Source organism: Streptomyces canus 299MFChir4.1 (assembly GCF_000383615.1).
GTDB lineage: Bacteria > Actinomycetota > Actinomycetes > Streptomycetales > Streptomycetaceae > Streptomyces > Streptomyces canus_C.
Genome location: NZ_KB911582.1, coordinates 365,815 through 387,014 on the forward strand (window position 1 = coordinate 365,815; position 21,200 = coordinate 387,014).

General features: G+C 69.4%; 19 protein-coding genes and 1 pseudogene. 9 read left to right on the forward strand and 11 right to left on the reverse strand.

Annotated features, from left to right (window positions below):
• Positions 1–38 precede the first annotated feature (38 nt).
• A complete protein-coding gene (locus H293_RS0101645) occupies positions 39–1,085 on the reverse strand; it encodes a LacI family DNA-binding transcriptional regulator (protein WP_020116143.1) in 1,047 nt (348 codons plus the stop codon).
• A gap of 654 nt (positions 1,086–1,739) precedes the next feature.
• On the opposite strand from H293_RS0101645, the gene H293_RS0101655 reads away from it, so the two are divergent.
• From H293_RS0101655 to H293_RS0101690, 8 genes and pseudogenes are all read left to right on the forward strand, one after another.
• Positions 1,740–2,900: a mandelate racemase/muconate lactonizing enzyme family protein gene (locus tag H293_RS0101655; RefSeq protein ID WP_020116145.1), complete on the forward strand. Its 1,161-nt coding sequence runs from the start codon at positions 1,740–1,742 to the stop codon at positions 2,898–2,900.
• Positions 2,897–3,901 carry a zinc-dependent alcohol dehydrogenase gene (locus tag H293_RS0101660; protein ID WP_020116146.1) on the forward strand — a complete coding sequence of 335 codons (1,005 nt, stop codon included), beginning with the start codon at positions 2,897–2,899 and terminating at the stop codon, positions 3,899–3,901. Before H293_RS0101655 ends, H293_RS0101660 begins: the two co-directional genes overlap by 4 nt.
• 137 nt (positions 3,902–4,038) lie before the next feature.
• The gene (locus tag H293_RS0101665) at positions 4,039–5,007 is read left to right on the forward strand and encodes a glycosyltransferase family protein (RefSeq protein WP_020116147.1); all 969 of its coding nucleotides are present in this window, start codon (positions 4,039–4,041) and stop codon (positions 5,005–5,007) included.
• A gap of 145 nt (positions 5,008–5,152) precedes the next feature.
• Complete coding sequence (chvE, locus tag H293_RS0101670; protein ID WP_028807451.1) at positions 5,153–6,259, forward strand: multiple monosaccharide ABC transporter substrate-binding protein; 1,107 nt, start codon at positions 5,153–5,155, stop codon at positions 6,257–6,259.
• Positions 6,260–6,307: 48 nt separating this feature from the next.
• Entirely contained in the window at positions 6,308–7,858 is a 1,551-nt protein-coding gene (gene mmsA / locus H293_RS0101675; RefSeq protein ID WP_028807452.1) for a multiple monosaccharide ABC transporter ATP-binding protein, read from the forward strand.
• Positions 7,855–9,099 (forward strand): multiple monosaccharide ABC transporter permease, encoded by a 1,245-nt coding sequence (gene mmsB, locus H293_RS0101680; RefSeq protein WP_020116150.1) that lies wholly within the window; start codon positions 7,855–7,857, stop codon positions 9,097–9,099. Before mmsA ends, mmsB begins: the two co-directional genes overlap by 4 nt.
• Before the next feature lie 58 nt (positions 9,100–9,157).
• Positions 9,158–10,213 (forward strand): annotated as a pseudogene (locus H293_RS0101685) (aldose epimerase family protein); the annotation flags it as partial.
• A 175-nt stretch (positions 10,214–10,388) separates the two neighbouring features.
• A complete protein-coding gene (locus H293_RS0101690; RefSeq protein ID WP_020116152.1) occupies positions 10,389–12,032 on the forward strand; it encodes a pyridoxal phosphate-dependent aminotransferase in 1,644 nt (547 codons plus the stop codon).
• 23 nt (positions 12,033–12,055) lie between these two features.
• Here H293_RS0101690 and H293_RS0101695 read toward each other — a convergent pair whose 3' ends face one another.
• The 8 genes from H293_RS0101695 to H293_RS0101730 form a co-directional block, all read right to left on the reverse strand.
• Entirely contained in the window at positions 12,056–13,012 is a 957-nt protein-coding gene (locus tag H293_RS0101695) for an arabinan endo-1,5-alpha-L-arabinosidase (protein ID WP_020116153.1), read from the reverse strand.
• A gap of 365 nt (positions 13,013–13,377) precedes the next feature.
• Positions 13,378–13,908: an SUKH-4 family immunity protein gene (locus tag H293_RS0101700; RefSeq protein WP_020116154.1), complete on the reverse strand. Its 531-nt coding sequence runs from the start codon at positions 13,906–13,908 to the stop codon at positions 13,378–13,380.
• 28 nt (positions 13,909–13,936) lie between these two features.
• On the reverse strand, positions 13,937–14,491 hold the full coding sequence (locus H293_RS0101705; RefSeq protein ID WP_259294404.1) for a hypothetical protein: 555 nt from the start codon (positions 14,489–14,491) through the stop codon (positions 13,937–13,939).
• Positions 14,484–15,293 carry a hypothetical protein gene (locus H293_RS0101710; RefSeq protein ID WP_020116156.1) on the reverse strand — a complete coding sequence of 270 codons (810 nt, stop codon included), beginning with the start codon at positions 15,291–15,293 and terminating at the stop codon, positions 14,484–14,486. Before H293_RS0101710 ends, H293_RS0101705 begins: the two co-directional genes overlap by 8 nt.
• Complete coding sequence (locus H293_RS0101715) at positions 15,290–15,994, reverse strand: WXG100-like domain-containing protein (protein ID WP_020116157.1); 705 nt, start codon at positions 15,992–15,994, stop codon at positions 15,290–15,292. Before H293_RS0101715 ends, H293_RS0101710 begins: the two co-directional genes overlap by 4 nt.
• Positions 15,995–16,982: 988 nt before the next feature.
• The gene (locus H293_RS0101720; protein ID WP_199790120.1) at positions 16,983–17,453 is read right to left on the reverse strand and encodes a hypothetical protein; all 471 of its coding nucleotides are present in this window, start codon (positions 17,451–17,453) and stop codon (positions 16,983–16,985) included.
• An 83-nt stretch (positions 17,454–17,536) separates the two neighbouring features.
• Entirely contained in the window at positions 17,537–17,881 is a 345-nt protein-coding gene (locus tag H293_RS0101725; protein WP_020116159.1) for a DUF1330 domain-containing protein, read from the reverse strand.
• 683 nt (positions 17,882–18,564) lie between these two features.
• Entirely contained in the window at positions 18,565–18,870 is a 306-nt protein-coding gene (locus tag H293_RS0101730; protein WP_020116160.1) for a hypothetical protein, read from the reverse strand.
• 146 nt (positions 18,871–19,016) lie between these two features.
• On the opposite strand from H293_RS0101730, the gene H293_RS0101735 reads away from it, so the two are divergent.
• The gene (locus H293_RS0101735; RefSeq protein ID WP_020116161.1) at positions 19,017–19,787 is read left to right on the forward strand and encodes an intradiol ring-cleavage dioxygenase; all 771 of its coding nucleotides are present in this window, start codon (positions 19,017–19,019) and stop codon (positions 19,785–19,787) included.
• Positions 19,788–19,851: 64 nt separating this feature from the next.
• Here H293_RS0101735 and H293_RS0101740 read toward each other — a convergent pair whose 3' ends face one another.
• Together H293_RS0101740 and H293_RS0101745 are read right to left on the reverse strand one after the other, a co-directional pair.
• Positions 19,852–20,502 (reverse strand): DUF4360 domain-containing protein, encoded by a 651-nt coding sequence (locus H293_RS0101740; RefSeq protein ID WP_020116162.1) that lies wholly within the window; start codon positions 20,500–20,502, stop codon positions 19,852–19,854.
• Between the two features lie 189 nt (positions 20,503–20,691).
• The gene (locus H293_RS0101745; protein WP_028807453.1) at positions 20,692–21,150 is read right to left on the reverse strand and encodes an RrF2 family transcriptional regulator; all 459 of its coding nucleotides are present in this window, start codon (positions 21,148–21,150) and stop codon (positions 20,692–20,694) included.
• Positions 21,151–21,200: the final 50 nt, after the last annotated feature.

Consider the following 21,200-nt stretch of genomic DNA (forward strand, 5'->3'; position numbering starts at 1 on the left):
GATCACACTGGTGTGCGAATGTGACCGCTGGCGCCGCGTCAGTCGAGAGCGTCCCCCGATTGAGGCCCGTGCGGAAACGTACTGGCACGGACGACGAGCTGGGGTTCGATGAAGATTCCCTGGGTCCCGGAGGGGGACCGGCCCTCGATCAGATCGAGCAGCAGGGAGATGCTCCGCTGGCCCACCGCCGCGAAATCCTGGCGGACGGTGGTGAGCGGCGGGGCGAAGTACTCCGATTCCGGGATGTCGTCGAAGCCGACCACCGCGACGTCCTGGGGAGTGCGCACCCCCGCTTCGCGCAGTGCCCGCAACACCCCCAGCGCCATCTGGTCGTTGGCGACGAAGACCGCGGTCAGTCCGCGGCCCACCCAGCCGGCCAGTTCCTGGCCCGCACGGTAGCCCGACAGCGGACTCCAGTCCCCCCGCAGCGGTGTCGGCGGCTCGACCCCCACCGCTTCGAGGGCCGACCGCCAGCCGACGGTCCGGTCGACCGCCTCCTGCCAGTCCTCGGGCCCGGCGAGATGCCAGACCGTGCGATGGCCGGCGGCCAGCAGATGACCGGTGGCCAGCCGCGCACCCAGTTGCTGGTCCACGTTGACGCTGGGGATCTCGGCTCCGGACCCGGTGCCCACGGCCACCACCGGGAAGGGGTGCCGGAGTTCGGCGAGAGCCTCGGCCGCCGACCGCTGGGGGGCGAGGGCGATCACCCCCTCCACCCCGCCCTCGCTGAGGTGGTCCAGGGCTTCGGACAGCGTCTCCACCACCAACTTGCGCAGACTGACGGTCGAGACGGTGTACCCCTCGGCACGCGCCGCCTCCTCCAGGGCGAACAGCGTGCTGGCCGGCCCGTAGAGCGTGGTGTTGGCCGAGACCACACCCAGGGTCCGGGTGCGTCTGGTCGCGAGGGCCCGCGCGGAGGAGTTGCGGCGGTAACCCATCTCCTCGATCGCGTGCAGCACCTTGGCCCGCGTCGCCTCCCGCACATTGGGGTGATCCCCCAGGACACGGGAGACCGTCTGGTGGGACACTCCGGCCAGACGGGCCACGTCGGCCATGGTGGGCGGCCGAAGCTGCAAGTGGTTCACGGCCGCACCTCCTTGGCGATCGCTGACAGACGGGACCTGTGGTGCGGACGGTTGCGCGCAGCCGGGGTCAGACCGGGATAGCGCACATTCCCGCGACAACGGGCAGGTGGAACGAGTGGAAGCACCGCCGACACGTCGCTCGTACCCCCCTGGATGCCGGCAGGCATCGATCGATGAATGCGGAGGTCATTGTGAGCGCTAACAATTCCCAGCGGTCAAGGGTCCTGCAACGGGAAGTCGTCACGGTTCAATAACGCGACCGATGGCAGGAGTTGGTGGGGCGGCGGATCGGGGCGGCGCGTCTCGCCCCTGCCGCGGGTCCGGTCCGGCGGCGCGGACGCGCGGTCCGGGACGTCCGCACATCGCCCCGCGGACACCGCCCGAGGATCCACGATCCCCACCTGCACCGCCCGTACGGCGGGACGACGGCGCGGGGCCGGACGGCCGAACCTCTCGTCGGACACGGGTTCACCCACAAGGCCGACATGGACACCTACGGCGGAACCCGTGGGTAACTGGCCGTCACATCGAAAACGTTTCTTGTTCGACCACCCGACCCATTGACACTCCGACCACGTCGTCCTTACCGTCGAGCCAGCATTTCGAACGTGGGCCGAAATTTCGAACAAGCAGAAAGCCTAGGGAGTAGCTGACGTGCGTATCACGGGAATCAGCACGCATGTGGTCGGAACGCCATGGCGCAACCTGACCTACGTCCAGGTGCACACGGACGAGGGGCTCACCGGCGTGGGCGAGACGCGCATGCTGGGGCACACCGACGCACTGCTCGGCTATCTGCACGAGGCAGAGGCCAACCACATTCTCGGGTCGGACCCGTTCGCTGCCGAGGACCTCGTCAAGCGAATGAAGTACGGCGACTACGGCCGGGCCGGCGAGATCGTGATGTCCGGAATCGCCGTGATCGAGATGGCCTGTTGGGACATCAAGGGCAAGGCGCTCGGCGTGCCGGTCTGGCAGCTCCTCGGCGGCAAGGTGACCGACAAGGTCAAGGCGTACGCCAACGGGTGGTACACGACGGAGCGGACGCCCGAGGCGTACCACAAGGCCGCCCGGGGAGTCATGGAGCGCGGGTACCGTGCGCTCAAGATCGACCCCTTCGGCACCGGGCACTTCGAGCTCGACCACGAGCAGTCCCTCTACGCCGTCTCCCTCATCGAGGCCGTCCGGGACGCCATCGGTCCGGACGCCGAGCTGATGCTGGAGATGCACGGCCGCTTCTCCCCCTCCACCGCCGTACGGCTGGCCAAGGACCTCGCCCCCTTCAAGCCCGCCTGGCTGGAGGAGCCCTGCCCGCCCGAGAACCTCAAGGCACTGGAGAAGGTCGCCGCGAAGGTCGACATCCCGGTCGCCACCGGTGAGCGGATCCACGACCGCATCGAGTTCCGTGAGCTCTTCGAGAGCCAGGCCGTGGACATCATCCAGCCCGACGTCGGCCACATCGGAGGCATCTGGGAGACCCGGAAGCTGGCCGCGACCGCCGAGACCCACTACATGCTCGTGGCTCCGCACAACGTGGGCGGACCGGTCCTGACCGCGGCCTCTCTCCAAGTCGGCTTCACCTCGCCGAACTTCAAGATCCTGGAACACTTCAACGACTTCGCCGACGCCGACATCAAGAAGGTCGTCAAGGGCGCTCCACAGGTCGTCGACGGGTACTTTCATCTCTCGGACGCGCCGGGCCTCGGAGTCGAGCTCGACGTCGACGCCGCTGCCGAATTCCCGCAGCAGCAGGCCCGGTTCGACCTGTGGGCCGAGGGCTGGGAGCAGCGCAAGCCGAAGGGCACCCAGCAGTGAGGAATGCCGTCGTCGTCGAGGCGCCCGGCGAGCACAGGCTGGTCGAGCACATCCCTCGTGAGCCCGCCGCCGGGGAGGCGCTCGTCCGCGTCCACGCCGTCGGGATCTGCGGCAGCGATCGCGAGGTCTACCAGGGCAACCGGCCCGAGGGGTACGTCCGTTACCCGCTCACGCCCGGCCACGAGTGGTCCGGCACGGTCGAGGCGGTGGGCTCCGGGGTGCCGGCCTCCCTCGTCGGCCGCAAAGTGGTGGGCGAGGGCTTCAGGAACTGCCAGGTCTGCGACCGCTGCCACGTGGGCGAGACAACGTTGTGCACGGCCGGCTACGAGGAGACGGGCTTCACCCAGCCCGGCGCCATGGCCACCACGCTCACTCTGCCGGCCCGGCTGCTGCACGCCCTCTCGGACGATGCCGACCTGACGGCGGCGGCGCTCCTGGAGCCCGCGGCCTGTATCGCCGCCGCCGCGCTCAAGGCGAACGCACGGCCCGGCGAGCGGGTCGCCGTCGTGGGTACGGGCACGCTCGGGATGTTCGGCGTCCAGTTCCTGAGGGCGGGCTCGCCCTCGGAGCTGCTGGTGGTGGGCACTCGCAGGGACCGCGCGGAGCTCGCCACGGCCTTCGGCGCCACCGATTTCCGCACCCGGGACCAGGAGCTGCCGGACGACTTCGACGTCGTCATCGAGACCGCCGGGTCCGCGTCCGCCGCCACCACCGCCGCCTCGCTGCTCAGACGTGGCGGCCGGCTCGTCCTCACCGGCATCCCGGCCGCGGGCGCCGACGGACTCGACCCCACCGATCTCGTCGTACGGCAGCTGGAGGTGCACACCGTGTTCGGGGCACCGCCCGCGGCCTGGGCGCACACGGTGCGGGTCTTCGGGGCCGGGCTGCTCGATCCGGCGCCGCTCGTCACGCACGAGCTGCCACTGGACCAGTTCTCGCAGGCCATCGACCTGGCGGGATCCGGCGATCCGAAGGTCGGGAAGGTCCTCCTGCGGCCGTGACACACCCCTGAGCCGTGCGCCGGTACGCGGTACCCGACGACTTCGTACCGGCGCACCACCAAAGCCTTGCAGATCCAGAACCTTGCGCATCCAGAGCCGCGACCCTCGTCCGAAATATCAAACATGAAGGACAGACAGTGACCGAGACCACCGCCAGCGCGGCCCGACGACCCGGTGAGCAGGCGCTCGCTGCGCTCGGCCTGAGCGCGCCTGCCCTCGCCCCCTCCGACGCCTCCCCGCACGCATTCCCCGGTGGCGGCCGCTGGCGCACCGAAGTGCCCTCCGTGGAGGGTCCCGAGGCCCTCGGCGTGGTCCTCAAGGAGTCCTCGCGGCTCGATGTGCCGATCCACCGGGTCAGCCAGGGCTCGGGCGTGTGGATGCTCAGCGACGCCGAGATCACCGAGATGGTGGAGGCGACCGCCGAACGTGACATCGAGCTCTGCCTGTTCACCGGCCCCCGCGGCACCTGGGACATCGGCGGCTCCACCCGCACCGACTCCCGAGGCGGCGGGCTGCGCGCCCGCGGGCACGACGCGGTCGCCGGCTGCGTCGAGGATGCCGTCCGCGCCACCGAGCTGGGTGTGAAGTGCCTGCTCGTCGCCGACGAGGGGGTGCTGTGGACCCTGCACCGGGCCCGGGTCGCCGGGATCATCCCGGCCGACACGACGCTCAAGGTGTCGGCGCTGATCGGGCCGGTGAACCCGACCGCGTACGCCGTGTACGAGAACCTCGGCGGCGACTCGATCAACGTGCCCAGCGACCTGACCCTCGATCACCTCACCGAGATCCGCCGGGTGTCGGCCGCCCCCATGGACATGTACATCGAGGCCCCCGACGATCTCGGCGGCTATGTGCGGATGTACGAGGTCGCCGAGCTGATCCGGCGCGGCGCACCGCTCTATCTGAAGTTCGGCCTGTCGAAGGCTCCCGGGATCTACCCGTACGGGCACCACATGCGCGATCTCACGCTGTCGACCGCCAAGGAGAGAGTGCGGCGTGGCCGGCTCGCCCTGGACCTGCTCGCACGGCACGGGGCGGACGGCGACATGGCGCCGCTCGGCTCCCGGCTGCCGGGCGCGCTGAAGCGGTTCGAAACGCCTGCATAACGTTCCGGACAACGCCCCTTCACAAAAGCCCACGCAGTCGAACAGACTCCGACACGACCTCGACCCTTCCCGGTCCCTCCGCACTGCCTCCAGGCACCCGCACCGCCGGACCGCACCCGGCCTCCCGACATCAAGGATGATGATCATGCGTACTCGTCGAGCCGCCCTCACCGCCATAGCCGGCGCCGCCTCGCTCGCCCTGACCCTCTCGGCCTGCGGCCAGGACAGCAAGGGCGGCAGCGAGGAGTCCACCGGCAGCGCCAAGGGAGGCACCATCGGCATCGCGATGCCGACCAAGTCCTCCGAGCGCTGGATCGCCGACGGCAACAACGTCGTCAAGGAACTCCAGGCCAAGGGCTACAAGACCAAGCTGGTCTACGGCGAGGACGACCCGGACCAGCAGGTCTCGCAGATCGAGAACCTGATCACGCAGGGCGTCAAGGGCCTGATCGTCGCGGCGATCGACAACAAGTCGCTCAACAACGTGCTCCAGCAGGCCAAGGACGCCAAGATCCCGGTCATCGCCTACGACCGTCTGATCCTCGGCACGCCGAACGTCGACTACTACGCTTCCTTCGACAACGAGAAGGTCGGCCGGCTCCAGGCCACCTACATCGTCGACAAGCTGGGTCTGAAGAGCGGCAAGGGCCCCTTCAACATCGAGCTGTTCGCCGGCTCCAACGACGACAACAACACCAAGTACTTCTTCGGTGGCGCGATGAGCGTGCTCCAGCCGTACATCGACAGCAAGAAGCTCGTGGTCAAGTCCGGCCAGACCAAGATGACCCAGGCCACCACCCTGCGCTGGGACGGCGCCACCGCCCAGAAGCGCATGGAGGACATCCTCACCTCGACGTACGGCAGCGCCAAGGTCGACGCGGTCCTGTCGCCGTACGACGGCATCTCCATCGGCATCATCGCCGCGCTGAAGTCGGACGGCTACGGCTCCGCGAGCAAGCCGCTCCCGGTCATCACCGGCCAGGACGCCGAGCTCGCCTCGGTGAAGTCGATCATCGCGGGCCAGCAGACGCAGACGGTCTACAAGGACATCCGCAAGCTCGCCAAGGTCGCCGCGAACATGGCGGACGACGTCCTCAACGGCAAGAAGCCCGAGGTCAACGACACCAAGACGTACGACAACGGCTCCAAGGTGGTCCCCGCCTACCTGCTGCAGCCGGTGAGCGTCGACAAGACCAACTACACCAAGGAACTGGTCGACACGGGCTACTACAAGGCGAGCGAGCTCAACTAGTCGAGCCACCTCCCTGTCGGCCCATCCCCCTGATTGAAAGGCACGACCATGGCGGGACCCGTCCTGGAAATGCGCTCGATCGTCAAGACCTTTCCCGGCGTCAAAGCGCTGTCGGACGTCACTCTGACCGTCCGTCAGGGCGAGGTCCATGCCATCTGCGGTGAGAACGGCGCCGGGAAGTCCACCTTGATGAAGGTGCTCTCCGGCGTCCATCCGCACGGCACGTACGAGGGCGACATCCTCTTCGAAGGAGAGGTCGTCTCCTTCAAGGACATCCGGGCGAGCGAGCAGCACGGCATCGTGATCATCCATCAGGAACTGGCCCTGGTGCCGTTCCTGTCGATCGCGGAGAACATCTTCCTCGGCAACGAACACGCCTCGGGCGGGTTCATCAACTGGAACGAGACGCTGAAGCACGCCACCGAGCTGCTGCGCCGGGTGGGTCTGAGCGACCATCCGGAGACCCGGATCACCGACATCGGTGTGGGCAAGCAGCAGCTGGTGGAGATCGCGAAGGCGCTCTCCAAGAAGGTGAAGCTGCTCATCCTCGACGAGCCGACCGCGGCTCTGAACGACGAGGACAGCGGCAAACTCCTGGATCTCATCCTGGAGTTGAAGAAGCAGGGCATCACCTCGATCATCATTTCCCACAAGCTCAACGAGATCCGCAAGGTCGCCGACTCGGTGACGATCCTCCGCGACGGGAAGTCGATCGAGACCCTCGACGTGAAGGCCCCGGAGACCACCGAGGACCGGATCATCTCGGGCATGGTCGGCCGTGACCTCGATCACCGGTTCCCCGACCGCACGCCGTACGAGGGCGAGACGGACGCGGCCCCGGCGCTGGAGATCCGCAACTGGACCGTCCACCACCCGGTCGACCAGCAGCGCAAGGTCGTCGACGACGTGTCGATCCATGTGCGGCGCGGAGAGATCGTCGGTATCGCGGGCCTGATGGGCGCGGGCCGCACCGAGCTCGCGATGAGCGTGTTCGGGCGCACCTACGGCCGGCACGCGGACGGCCAGGTCTTCAAGGACGGCAAGGAGATCCGTACGAAGTCCGTCGCGGAGGCGGTCGAGCACGGCATCGCCTACGTCACCGAGGACCGCAAGCACTACGGCCTCAATCTCATCGACAACATCAACCGCAACATCTCGCTGACCGCCCTGAACAAGGTCGCGAGGCGCGGTGTCGTCGACGAGCACGAAGAGCGCAAGGTCGCCGAGCGCTTCCGCAAGTCCATGAACATCAAGGCGCCCACCGTCTTCGAGACCGTGGGCAGGCTGTCCGGCGGCAACCAGCAGAAGGTCGTCCTCAGCAAGTGGATCTTCGCTGGTCCCGAGGTGCTGATCCTGGACGAGCCCACGCGCGGCATCGACGTGGGCGCCAAGTACGAGATCTACACGGTCATCGACCAGCTGGCCGCCGAGGGCAAGGCGGTCGTCTTCATCTCCTCCGAGCTGCCGGAGCTGCTCGGCATGTGCGACCGCATCTACACCATGGCCGCCGGACGGCTCACGGGTGAGGTCCCGCGGGCCGAGGCCACGCAGGAAGTGCTGATGCGCCAGATGACGAAGGACAAAGAGGTAACGCGATGAGCACCGATGTGACGAAGGTTCCGGCCGCGGCGCCGCCGGGCAAGGGCGGGGGGTCGTCCTCCGGCGAGGGCCTGCTCCAGCTGATGCTGAACGGGCTGCGCCGCAACATGCGCCAGTACGGCATGCTGATCGCGCTCGGCCTGATCGTCGCGCTGTTCGCGGTGTGGACCGACGGCGACCTGCTGCTGCCGCGCAACGTCTCCAACCTGGTGCTCCAGAACAGCTACATCCTGATCCTCGCGATCGGCATGATGCTGGTGATCATCGCGGGGCACATCGACCTGTCGGTCGGTTCGCTGACCGCGTTCGTGGGCGCCTTCGCCGCCGTGCTGACCGTGCAGCACGACGTGCCCTGGCCGGTCGCGCTGGTGCTGACCCTGGTGGTGGGCGCGGTCGCGGGCTCGGTCCAGGGCTATCTGATCGCGTATCTCGGCATACCGTCGTTCATCGTCACCCTGGCGGGCATGCTGCTCTTCCGCGGTCTGACGGAGATCCTCCTGGAGGGCCAGACCCTCGGCCCGTTCCCGAACGGTCTGCAGAAGCTCGGCAACGGCTTCCTGCCCGAGGTCGGCCCGAACACCAACTACCACAACATCACCCTGCTGCTGGGCTTCGCGCTGCTGGCCTTCGTGGTCTACCAGGAGATCCGCGACCGCAAGCGCCAGCAGGAGTTCGCGCTGGACGTGCTGCCCAGGAACGCCTTCCTGCTCAAGCTCGTCGCGATCGCCGCCGCGGTCCTCGCGGTCACGATGCTGCTCGCCAGCTACCAGGGCGCGCCGATCATCCTGCTCGTCCTCGGTGTGCTGGTGGTCGGCTACGGCTACGTCATGCGCAACGCGGTCTTCGGCCGGCACATCTACGCGATCGGCGGCAACCTGCCGGCCGCGAAGCTGTCCGGCGTCAAGGACAAGAAGGTCACCTTCCTTGTCTTCCTGAACATGGGCGTGCTCGCGGCCCTGGCGGGTCTGGTGGTCGCGGCCCGCCTGAACGCGGCCTCCCCGAAGGCGGGCCTGAACTTCGAACTCGAGGCGATCGCCTCGTCGTTCATCGGTGGCGCGTCCATGAGCGGCGGCGTGGGAACCGTCCTCGGCGCGATCATCGGCGGTCTCGTCCTCGGTGTGCTGAACAACGGCATGAACCTCCTCAGCGTCGGCACCGACTGGCAGCAGGTCATCAAGGGCCTGGCCCTGTTGGCGGCGGTCGGCTTCGACGTGTGGAACAAGCGCAGGGTCGGCTCGTAGACCGGGCCGACCGGATCGGGCCCCGCCGGACGGCGGGGCCCTTCCCATGGGAGGAGAGGACAGACCGGTGAAAACGCTCTTCGGCAGGCTCGCCGACGGGACCGAAATCCACCGCTGGTCGCTGGAGAACGGCGGCACCCGGCTGAAGGTCCTGTCCTACGGCGGGATCGTGCAGTCCCTGGAGGTCCCCGACCGAGACGGCCGGTACGCGAACGTCTGCCTCGGCTTCGACCGCGTCGAGGACTACGTCGCCTCCAGCCCGTACTTCGGCGCGCTGATCGGCCGGTACGGCAACCGCATCGCCAAGGGCCGGTTCACCCTGGACGGCAAGAGCTACCAGCTCTCCGTCAACGACGGGGTCAACAGCCTGCACGGCGGCACCCAGGGCTTCGACAAGCGGGTGTGGGACGTAGAGCCGTTCACCAAGGGCTCCGACGCCGGCCTGCACCTGTACTGCACCTCCGTCGACGGCGAGATGGGCTACCCGGGCACCCTCAAGGTGAAGGTGACGTACACCCTCACCCACCACGGCGACTGGCGGATCGACTACACGGCCACCACCGACAAGGCCACCGTGGTCAACCTGACCAACCACGTGTACTGGAACCTCGGCGGCGAGGGCACCGGCACCATCGAGGACCACGAGCTGCACATCGCCGCCTCCCGCTACACGCCCACCGACTCGGGTCTGATCCCCACCGGTGAGCCGGCGAAGGTCGGGGGCACGCCCTTCGACTTCCGCAAGGGCAAGCCGGTCGGCCGGGACATCCGCGCCGGCCACCCGCAGCAGATCCTCGCCGAGGGCTACGACCACAACTGGGTGCTCGACAAGGGCATCACGGCGAAGCCCGAGCACGTGGCGACCCTGCGCGACCCCTCCTCGGGCCGCACGCTCAAGATCTCCACCGTCGAGCCGGGCCTGCAGTTCTACTCGGGCAACTTCCTCGACGGCACCCTCACCGGCACCGGCGGTCACACCTACCGCCAGGGCGACGCCCTGTGCCTGGAGACGCAGCACTTCCCGGACTCGCCGAACCACCCGTCGTTCCCTTCGACGGTGCTGCGTCCTGGCCAGACACACCGGTCCACGACGATCCACTCGTTCGGTGCCTGACCTGGCCTGATGCCGGATTCGGGCCCATGGTTCCCGAACTCACACTTCTTTCACACCCGTTGAACAGCGCCACGCGGACATCCGTATGTAAGGGCGGCCCGTGCTCCCCCGCGCGGGCCACCCAATGACGACGGACCCGGTCGTCCCCGCCGGGTCCGCCCCATACGGAGGTTCGATGGCCGACAACGTCACCTCGTTGTTCCGCAGCACTTCTGCGCACAGCCCGTCCATGGCGGCGCTGGCGCGCGAAGGCGGAGACGGGACGGGGCCGGTGGACTTCTGTATCCCCTGCAATCCCTACTTTCCCACCCCGGCGATGATGGACACCATGGCCGCGCGGCTGAAGGACATCATCACCTACTACCCCAGCAGCGCCGACACGATCACCGCCGAGCTGTGCAACCTGCTCCAGCTCCCGCCGCAGGCCGTGGCGATGGGCAACGGCTCGACCGAACTGATCACCTGGATCGACCACCTGCTGGTCCGCGAGTCCCTCGCCGTCCCGGTCCCCACCTTCGGCCGCTGGACCGACCAGCCGATGGAGACCGGCAAGCGGGTCGACATGTTCCCGCTCCAGGAGTCCAGCGGATTCGCCCTGGACCTCGCGCAGTACGCCGACTTCATACGCACCCGGGGCACGCGGGCAGCGGTCATCTGCAATCCGAACAACCCCGACGGCGGCTTCCTCCACAAGCACGCGCTCGTGCAGTTCATGGACGCCATGGCCGACCTGGACCTCATCGTCATCGACGAGTCGTTTCTGGAGTTCGCGGACGCCGAGCAGGAGCCCTCGGTGGTCCAGGAGGCGATGCTCCGGCCGAACGTCATCGTCCTGCGCAGCCTCGGCAAGAACTTCGGCCTGCACGGCATCCGCTTCGGCTACATGGTCGCCAACCCCTCCCTCGCGGGCCGGGTCCGCTCGATGCTGCCGAAGTGGAACCTCAACGCCTTCGCCGAGTACGTGGTGTTCATGCTCAAGGAGCACGGCGCCGAGTACGCGCAGAGCCTCCACCAGGTCCGCCGGGACCGTCTCGACATGGCGAGCCAGCTCGCCGCGCTGCCCGGCCTGACCGTCTACCCCTCCCAGGGGAACTTCCTCTTCGTGCGCCTGCCCGTGGGCGCCGAGGGCACCGTGGTCCGGGACCGGATGCTCACCGAGCACCGCATCCTCGTCCGCGAGTGCGGCAACAAGATCGGTTCTTCCAGCCGCTTCCTGCGGCTCGTGGTGCGCCCCCAGGTGGATGTGCGACGCCTGGTGTCCGGCCTGGAACAGGTGCTCTACGGGACCAGGAGGGGAGCCGCCGTGCCCGAGCTCGCTCAAGGGACCAGCTACAGCTCGGGTACGGCGGCAGTGGACCGGCTCGTCGGCCAGACCAACGGGGCCGGCATGCAGGACCTCGCGGCGATGGCCGTCGGCGGTGGGGGGATGGGCGGAGGCGTCGGCATGCCGATGCCGGTCGCCCAGCCGGTGGCGGTGGCCGCGGCGGCGCCGATGGGGCCGGCCGCTTCCATGGGCTCCATGGGTGCGGGGATGCCGATGCCGGCCCAGATGCCGACGCCGACCCCGATGCCCGCGCCTGCCCCTGCCCCCGCTCCCGCCGCTGCCCAGATGCCGACGCCGGTGCCGCCTCCGGCTCCGGCGCCCTTCGCGCCGACCCCTCCTGGGGTGCCGGCCCGTGGCGGACTCACCGCCGCACAGGTGCGCGGCATGACCGCCCCGGCGCCGGGGGCTCCGCAGGAGCTGTCCCAAGCCCCCGCCACCGGCTGGCCCAACGCTCAGAGCTGGCCCAACGCGGCGGGCATGGGGCAGACCGGTTGAGCGGCCTCCGCGTGTTCGACTGATCAGTACGCGACCGGCCAACCCGTGCTCCAGTTCAGCAGGTTGACGCCGAGCTTGGGTGTGCCGTTGTCGTTGCCGTCGTAGTAGTGGTAGACGATCAGGTCGCCGTCGGAGTCGTTCATGATCGACTGGCCGCCGGGGCCGATGTAGCGGCCGTGCGACTCCAGGACCGGGGTGCCGCCGTTGTTCATCATCGAGACGCCGTTCTTGTCGACGTACGGCCCGGTGACGCTGGTGGCGCGGCCGACCTTGACCTTGTAGGTCGAACTGGTGCCGGCGCAGCAGGTGTCGTAGGACGCGAAGAGGTAGTAGTAGCCGTTTCGCTTCACGATGTACGGCGCTTCGACGGCCTTGGTCCCGGTGGGGCGGGAGGCGATCGAGTAGCGGGTGGAGTTGGAGGAGAGCTGCTTGCCGGTGGCCGGGTTGAGCTGGATCATCTTCAGGCCGGTCCACCAACTGCCGAAGGACAGCCACCACTTGCCGTCGCCGTCGACGAACAGGTTCGGGTCGATGGCGTTGTAGTCGCTGGAGGTGGTGGAGGTGTACACGGTGCCCTGGTCGCTCCAGGAGCCGGGCAGGCCGGTGCTCGACGTGGCCAGGCCGATGGCGGACTTGTTGGAGCCGAAGGTCGAGACGGCGTAGTACAGCAGGTACTTGCCGCGCTGGTAGGAGATGTCGGGCGCCCAGGCCTCGGTGGCGTACGACGACCACCAGCCCGGCTTGGCGGAGAAGGCGTCGCTGCCGGCCGTGAACGCGATCCGGTCGGTGGAGGTGCGGTAGCCGAGGCCGCCGCCGGTGCCGTACAGCAGGTAACGGCCCGCCGAGGTACGGATCATCGTCGGGTCGTGGATGGTGGTGGCACCGGTGACGGTGCCGGGGTTGGGGTACGCGGAGGCCGTGCCCGGGATCAGGGCCAGCAGGAAGGCCACGGGGACGGCCAGGAGTGAGGTGCGGCGCACGGGGACGCTCCTTCGCAGGATGCGGGTGGGGGGATGTTCGATATGCCGATCACCGATCAGAGCTTCGGACGGGACCGTAGAATCGAACCCCTTGCGCGTCAATGGCCCGCGCTCGCCTCAGTGGTGAGGGGTTCCGTGGCAGCCGTACAGGTGACGGTGTGGGACGACGGTGCTCAGGCAGCCGTCGGCGGCTGTTGATGCCCCCCCCGGAGTGACAAGGTGGCGCCGCGCTGCTCGCCACACGGGGCGGCACCCCCGGGGTCGCGCTGACTCGCTCGGGGCACGCCGGGCACCACCCGCACACCCAGTGGCCCGACGCCCTCGATGCGGGGCTGCGGGAATCCCGGGTGCGCGCGTCGTGGGACTCAGCCGACCTGCTCGAAGACCATCGACCACCAGCTGTCCGGCTGGGCGAACGCGTAGGGGTCGCGGGCCTTGAGGTACTCGACGAGCTTGTCGGTGTACGGGGCGCGGTCCTGGGGTGCGGCCTGTTCCAGGTGCTTGGCGCGCAGGGCGAAGCGGTACAGGAACTCGACGAGGTCGGCGAGGGTGCGGTTGACGATCTCGGCGCGCGGCTCCGCGTCGAAGGACATGAGGATGACGTAGCCGCGGTCCATGTCGAGGCAGTACCGCATCGCCGGGTCGTCGGTGGGGCCACCCAGGACGAGGATGTGGGTCTCCTCGCCGCCCGCGGCCACCGGCACCACGGTGAAGGGATCGGGTCCCTCCTCGGCGGTGTCGAGGGTGAACAGCACGTCGACGAAGACGGGCACACCGACCTCGCACAGCACCTCGGCGTCGGCCTCGGACAGTCCGCGCTCCTCGGCGACGGCACGGTCCAGCGTGACCACGCGGTCCGCGCCGAACAGCTCCGTCATCTCGTCATGGGTGGCCATGCGTCCTCTGCTTTCCCTTCGTCCTGCCTCAGCCGGTCAGACCGGCTCGGCGCAGCAGCTTCAGCCAATCGTCGTACTCCAGCAACTCGTCGTCGATCAGAGCGAGCCGGGCGTACTCGTCGGGAGCGACCAACCGCTCCAGGAAGAACGCCCCCAGCCCGGGCGCGAGCTGCTCGAAGCGCTCCGCGTCGGGCCAGTCCGGGCCTTCTTCAATGGCTCCGAGGAGGTCGCCGCTCGCGCGGTCGACGAAGACTGGGGCCTCCTGGATCATCCCGACACAGTAGAGCTTCTCGGGGGACAGCGGCAGCGGGGAGTCGACCACCGGCTCGCAGTAGAACTGGTGCTCCTCGGCTTCCGCCAGGCTGAAGAGCTGCACGGACGGCCCGCAGCCCACGCCGTTCAGCACCCGGCAGAAGTCCAGGAACGCCCGCGGCACCCCTTCGGCCTCCGCGGCGGCGGCCGTCTCCTCGTCGATCGTCCCACCGAGCGTGAACCCGAGCAGGTCCGGGCTCTCCAACAGTGCCAACCGCAGGGCGTCCACCGTCGCGATCAGACGGGACGGCGCATGGCTCGCGCTAGTCATCTGGCCACCATTTGATGTCGATGTTGATCGGATTGCCGTCCGGTAGATCCTTGATCTGCGGGCGTATCTGGTTCCACCCGATGTCCTGGTTCGTGACCCGGTCAAGCATCCGCAGGTTACGCCACGCGTCCGGACCACCGGTCTGCAGCTCGTGGACGTGGTCGGGCGACATGTTACGGGCGGCCTCCGCGGCCTCCCTGGCAAAGTCGGGGTCGTCCTTGTTGTTCCTGAGGATCAGGGCGGTCAGCGCGCCCTTGTAGTCAGCTGTGATCTTCGAGTCACGGTAGTCCTTGGTCCTGCCCTTGAACTTGAAGAGCTTTCCCTCTTCCCCCAACCGCTGAAGGGCCCGCGCCTTCCGCTCGAAGGCCTGCTTGGGCATGCCGGGCTTCCACTCCAGGGTGACGGTGTGCGGGTCCTTCGTCGTGTCCGGCCGGTCCTTGCCGATCCCGCCGCCGTCACGGACCGTGTCCTGGTCGCGGGAACGCTTGACGATGCTCTGCAGCATCGTCTCGATGTTCTTGTCGTTGCGCGCGTGGTTGTCGCCCATCGCCCGCACGCCCTTGGACACGTCCTGCAGGTGCTTGTGGAGCTGGTCCTCGGCCTCCTCGATGGCCTTGAGGATCTTCTCGGCCCCGGTCTCGACGGCCGCCGCGAGGGCGCCCTTGCCCCGGGTGCGGTTCAGCCCCGCGCGGCTGCGGCGCAGGTGGGGGCGGGCGCCGGACTCGTGCTCGTCGGCCTGGGAGGTGATCCGGTCGGCGAGCCGGTCGTGGAGGTCCTTGTCGCTGCGGACGGTGTCGCTCACGCGGCGCCTCCCTTGCCGGTGAAGGTCCCGGTGGTGCCGTCGGCTCCCGTGACGGCGTCCAGCCCCTCGGACAAGCCCTCGCTGCCCGCGTGCAGGGTCTTGCCGGGGCTGTAACCGTCCTGCAGTCCCACGGCGTTGGCGCCGAGCTGGAGGACGAGGTCGGTGGCCATGTTGCCGAGCGCGGAGTAGACCGGGCCCATGGCGACGGACATGAGCTCCTCCATGAGGAGGTGCTCGGCCTCCTTCAGCAGCCGCCGCACGATCAGGCGGGTGGCCTGGGTGGCACCGAGCGCGCCGACCTCGGAGAGCCCGAGCGTGAAGGGCGCGGCGGCCTGGGCGGCGATGATCTCGGCGGCGAGGATGCCGAGTTGGACGATGGCGGCCACCTTGGCTCCGGCCACGGCGATCGCGGCGCCGTCCAGGGCCGTCGCCCCGAGGTCGGCGGCTTCACCGAGCCGTTCCAGGTGTACGTCGCTGACCTTGCCCCAGTGCTGCTGGAAGGCCGCGGTCGCGATGCCCTCGTTGCCCTCCAGGAACTCCCTCACGACGCTCGCCGTGGCGTCCTTGCCCTCCCGCATCTGGGAGGCGAAGGAACGCAGGCCGTCGGCCATGTCCCGGTAGTCGTCCTCGTCGACGTTGGGCCACTCGACCCCGATGAGGTCCAACACCCAGGCCGCCTCGTCGGGCAGCACGACCCCCATGCTCGTTCCCCCTTTGTCTTGGCAGGACCATTTCAGGTCACGCGTACGACGGCCGAACTTTACTACGGGGGGCGGGATTTGCTGGGGGTGTGGGCGGGGGTGGTGTTCTGGGCGGAGGGGGTCTGCTGGCGGGGCGGGGCGAAGTGGGGTGGGCGGGTTGCTCGTTGAGGGGCGGCCGGGTGCTGAGCCGGCGTTCGGCGGCTGAGTTCGGTGATGGGGAGGGGTGTTCGACGACGGAGGAAGGGGAGCCCGGGGCGGGCGTGGGGCGGCGCTGGCCCCGGGCCGGGCGGGGTTCAGCGGGTGGCCGCAGGTGCCCCAGGGGAGGGCAGCGCTTGACCGGGTCCCGAGTTCAGCGAGATGCGGACGGAGGTGAACAGGGCCCGCGGTTCGGCCACGGCTACGAGAGCCTGGGGCGGAGGTGCCACGCGACCGCAGTCCCGAGCCCACCCCGAAAAACGCCGGCAGCGCCAGACGAGCCCCGGAGTTCAACGGAGCCCCAAGAAGTGGGTGACACCCGACCGCAGGCCCAAGCCCAGCGACAGACACCCCTCGACACAGGCCGCACCGGAAGGGAACGTCGCTCAGCCGCGCCCGCGAGGACGCGGGGCTAAGGCGGCACTCGACCGCAGGCCCGAGCCCAGCCCCAGCCCACCCCGAAACGCCAGCAGCGCCACACGAGCCCCGAAATCCAGCGGAGGCCGCGGAGGCCCAAGAAGCGGGTGACACCCGACCGCAGGCCCAAGTCCAACGACAGACACCCCGCCACGCAGGCCGCACCGGAAGGGAACGTCGCCCAGCCGCGGCCGCGAGGACGCGGGGCAAAGGCGGCACGCGACCGCAGGCCCGAGCCCAGCCCCAGCCCCAGCCCACCCCGAAACGCCAGCAGCGCCACACGAGCCCCGAAGTTCAGCGGCGTCCGAAAAGCCCCGGCGAGGGGGTGGCGGCACCGCTCGGCGAGGGCCGGAACGGGGCAGGACAGGCCCGGTGCTCAGCCGCGGTCGAAGGGGCCTGCCGGGCGGGGGCCGCCCAGGCCGCCCGGCCCGCCCGCACCGGGGTGCCGCCAGGGCCCCGACGGCCGCTGAGGTGCCGGACGGGGCGTCGTCTCGGACGGTGGCGTGCCCTGGCCCTCGCCCCCGTCACCGCGCTCGTCCTCGGTGCTCCGCGCCTCCTGCCACGCACCGAAACGCTCGCCCGCCTCGCGAGCCTCGGCGTCGGTACGCAGCTCCCCCGCACGCCGGATCTTGTCGGCGCCGGAGAACAGGGCGGCGGTGTACTCCGGGTCCGTGAAGGCCTGTTCGGCGGTGAGGTCGCCGCGCAGCACCCCGGTCGCCATCTCCCGCAGCTTCGGATCCGGCCCGGAGCTCAGGGTGCGCAGCGCGCGGAGCAGGCTACGGGCCCGCTCCTCGTCCTTCGCGACGCCCAGCAACTCCGCCTGGTCCACTTCACGTCCGTCCGGCACGCGAACCTCCCCCTTCCGTACGCCAGTCGCCCCAGTATCCAACAGCCCCGTAGGTCACGGGAGTCGGGGAACACCACCGCCCCTCACGACGTGAGCGCGTCCCGCATCGCCTTCGCGGTGACCGCAGGGTCGTAGCCCTCGGGAACGCCCTCGACCAGGATGATGTCGCCCTCGATGTGCCGCGAGCGCAGTGGCGCGATCTCCTGGTACCCGGCGGAATCCCACCAGGCCCGCGCCTCGGCGATCCCGGGAAACCCGATCACCACGACGTGCCCGGGCCAGCCGCCCTCCTTCACCTCGTGCCGCGCGCCATGCACGAGGAAGCGTCCGCCGTACGGCTCGAAGGTGGCGGTGATGCGCTCGATGTACTCGGCGATCTCGGGGTGCGGCACGGCTTCCCGCAGGTGGGCTATGGCGTAGGCGGTCATGGTGTCCTCCCGGTCGGTAGGGCTCCGTACAGGGATGAGCCTGGCACGCACGCCGAACCGGGGTCGATTACCCGAGGGGTAAGCGGTCAGGGGCGCCGGGCGGGGTCTTCGGGAACCTCCGGGTCCCGACGCCCCAGCACTTCGGCCAGAGGAGCCCCGCTTCGGGCCGCCGCGACCCGCCGCGCCCGTAGCTGAGCCCGGGTGCGGGGGCGGGACTCGGGCTCCCTGCCACAGCCGCAGGGCTCACGTCCCTCGTAACGCAGACCGGCGGCGAGAACGGCCGCCACCACACTCCAGGCCTTCACGTCCCGCCGCCGAGGCGCCGCGAAGTCACGCCCGGCGCAGTTCATCGGAGTGGAGCAGCGGGGGCACCGATGCCCGCCGGGACCGGGATGCCGCTTGAACGCGACACGGCAGGGCACGCACGCGTAGTGCAGCTTGTATGCCTTCCCGGCGTGGTAGCACATGGGCCGAACGTACCCGGCGGTGCGACGACCGGCGAACCGGTTTAAGCGGGCCCTCCACTGCACGGCAGCAACGTGGACGCTCGACACCGACACCGACACCGACACCGGCACCGACCCTGCCCAGCCCGACCCGACCCGGCCCCCGAGCAGCGCGCGGCCCCGCAGTCGCCCCGAACCCGGAGGTTCGGCGGCCACCGCGGGGCCCGCACCGCCGCCTCAGCCGGAGGCGACCGCCGGACCGAAGTCCGCCTCCAACCGCTCCCTCCACCCCGCCTCCGCCAGCCCCGCCCCCACCAGCACGTCCCGCCAGTCCTCCTTGGCCAGCTGGACCGCGTCCAGGAGCCGGTCCACCCGGCCCTGTCCGCACAGCAGCGTCGCGGCGGCGATCCGTTCCTTGTCCTCCTGGTCGCCCCGGTCGGTGAGGTGGTTGACCAGCTCGGTGAGGAGATCGCCCACCACCTCGCCCTCGCGGCCGGGGAAGTCCTCCGCGATGCGCCGTTCGACCCGCACGGTAAGCCCCATTTACCCTCCTTGTCGGCATACGCCCCGTTACAGTAGCCCGCCCACCACGAGGAACACCGCAACCTGTCTCGCAGGAAACTTGACGGTCCCTCACTTTGCCGAACTGGCAGCCCATCAACAGCAACACCTCTTAAGGTGCCGTGTCCATGACAGACACCCCCACGAAAGACACCATCGGCCGACGGACCGTCCTCGTCGCCACCGGGGCCACGGCCGTCACCCTCGCCGTGGGTGCCGCCGCGCCCGGTACCCAGGCGGCCCCCGACACCACAGCCGACACCGCACCCGTGGCCGCCGCCGCGGTCTGCACCCTCACCAGGGAGATGACCGAAGGCCCCTACTACCTCGACGGCCAGTACGTCCGCTCCGACATCACCGAGGGCAAGACCGGCTTCCCGCTCAAACTCGCCCTCACCGTCGTCGACAACGACACCTGCGCCACGATCAGCGACGCCCTCGTGGAGATCTGGCACTGCGACGCGCTCGGCGAGTACTCCGGCTACGTGGGCAACAACGGCCACAACGAGCCCGACAGCGGCACCTTCCTGCGCGGCGGCGTCCTCACCGACGCCGGCGGCGTCGCCCGCATCACCACGGTCTACCCGGGCTGGTACCGGGGCCGCTGCGTGCACATCCACGTGAAGGTGCACGTCGGCGTCACGCTCACCCCGGACGGCTCCTTCACCGGCGGCACCGAACTCCACACCGGCCAGCTCTTCTTCGACGAGACGATCACCGCCAAGGTCGGCAGGCTCTCGCCGTACTCGGCCAACACGGTCACCCGCACCACCCTCGCCCAGGACGGGATCTACGACGACGGCGGCGCCGCGTCCGGCCTGCCGACCCTGGCCGCCCTCGGCAGCGGCCCCTCGGCCGGCTACTCCGGCACCCTGACCCTCGGCGTCGAGAGGAGCTGACGCCAGGACCCGAACCGCCCGCCGCCCCTGAGGGCGGCGGGCGTGACCTGCTGGGAGCGGAGCCTCACTTGCCGGGGCACGCCTTCCACGCCATGTGGTAGACGGTGCTGATGTCGCCGTCGGTCGAGTCCATCGTCATGAAGCTGACCTTGGACGGCGAGGAGGTGCCCGCGTTCACGCGGACCTCCGTGTTGATGTTGAAGTTGCGCTGGACTCCACAGGGGGCCCAGACCAGTTGGGCCCAGTCGGTGGTGTCGGTCGCCTGCCAGTTGTCGTTGTAGGCGCCGGGGAAGGTGTGGGTCTTGGCGGCCGTCTGCGAGGAGCCCTGGAAGTAGTACGAGGCCCGCTGGACGCCGCTCGCGCCGGCCTGGAGCGAGGCGAAGCCCCGGTAGTCCGCCTCGGCGATGGCGTACGTGAAGCCCTGCGGGACATGGACGAGCAGGTTGAGCTGGCAGTTCTTGCGGAACGCCGTGGGGTCGGAGTTGCCGCCGACCTGGGCGAGGTAGTCGCTGTAGGTCACCGTGAAGGCGGTGTTGTCCTCGGAGACGGCGACGGCCGCCGTGCCCGCGGGGCAGCCGGAGCCGTTCACCGTGGCGACGTCGATGACGATCTTGTCCGGGGGCGGGTCGGTGAACCCGCCGGACGGGTTGTGCGCGGGCACCGCCGCGGCCACGAGAGCGGTGACGGCACCGCCCAGAAGAAGTCCACTTGCCATGGGGGGTCTCTCCTCTGCGCTGAAGTTGAAGCGTGGAGAACCTGTGTGGTTTCTGTGAAGCACCGCGGCGATCGAATCGTAGGGAGCGCCCTGTGACACCGCCAGGGCGAACTCCAGCCATTCGGCTTATGTCCGAACTCACGTGTAAGCAGAGGAAGTTGACCGCTGAAGGGTCTCCTGCGGGGTGGGTCAGGGGTTCTCCCAGGCGGCCGGTTCGGCCGCGAGCCGTTGCACCGGCTCGGGGAGCGCGTCGCCCGCGATGTCGGCGATGGTCACGCCCTCCAGGATCTTGCGGACGTTGGCCCGCAGGGCGATCCACAGCGGGAGCAGGGGCTGTGCGGACCCCGTGTACTCCAGACCGGTGGGCCGCTCACCGCGCACCGACACGATCGGCCCGTCGACCGTGCGGATGACGTCCGCGACCGTGATGGCCGAGGCCTCGCGCGCGAGCCGGTAACCGCCGCCTCCGCCCCGCCTGCTGTCGACGATGCCGCCGCGCCTGAGGTCGCCGAGGATCCCCTCCAGGAACTTGTGCGGAATGTCCTGGACCGCGGCGATGGCCTCGGCCTTCACCGGTTCCGTGCCCTGCCTCACGGCAAGCTCCAGCACCGCCCGTACCGCGTAGTCCGCCCGTGCAGAGATCCTCATACGACAATTGTGCGGCGTTCGGGCAGAGACAATGGCCACGCCACAATAGG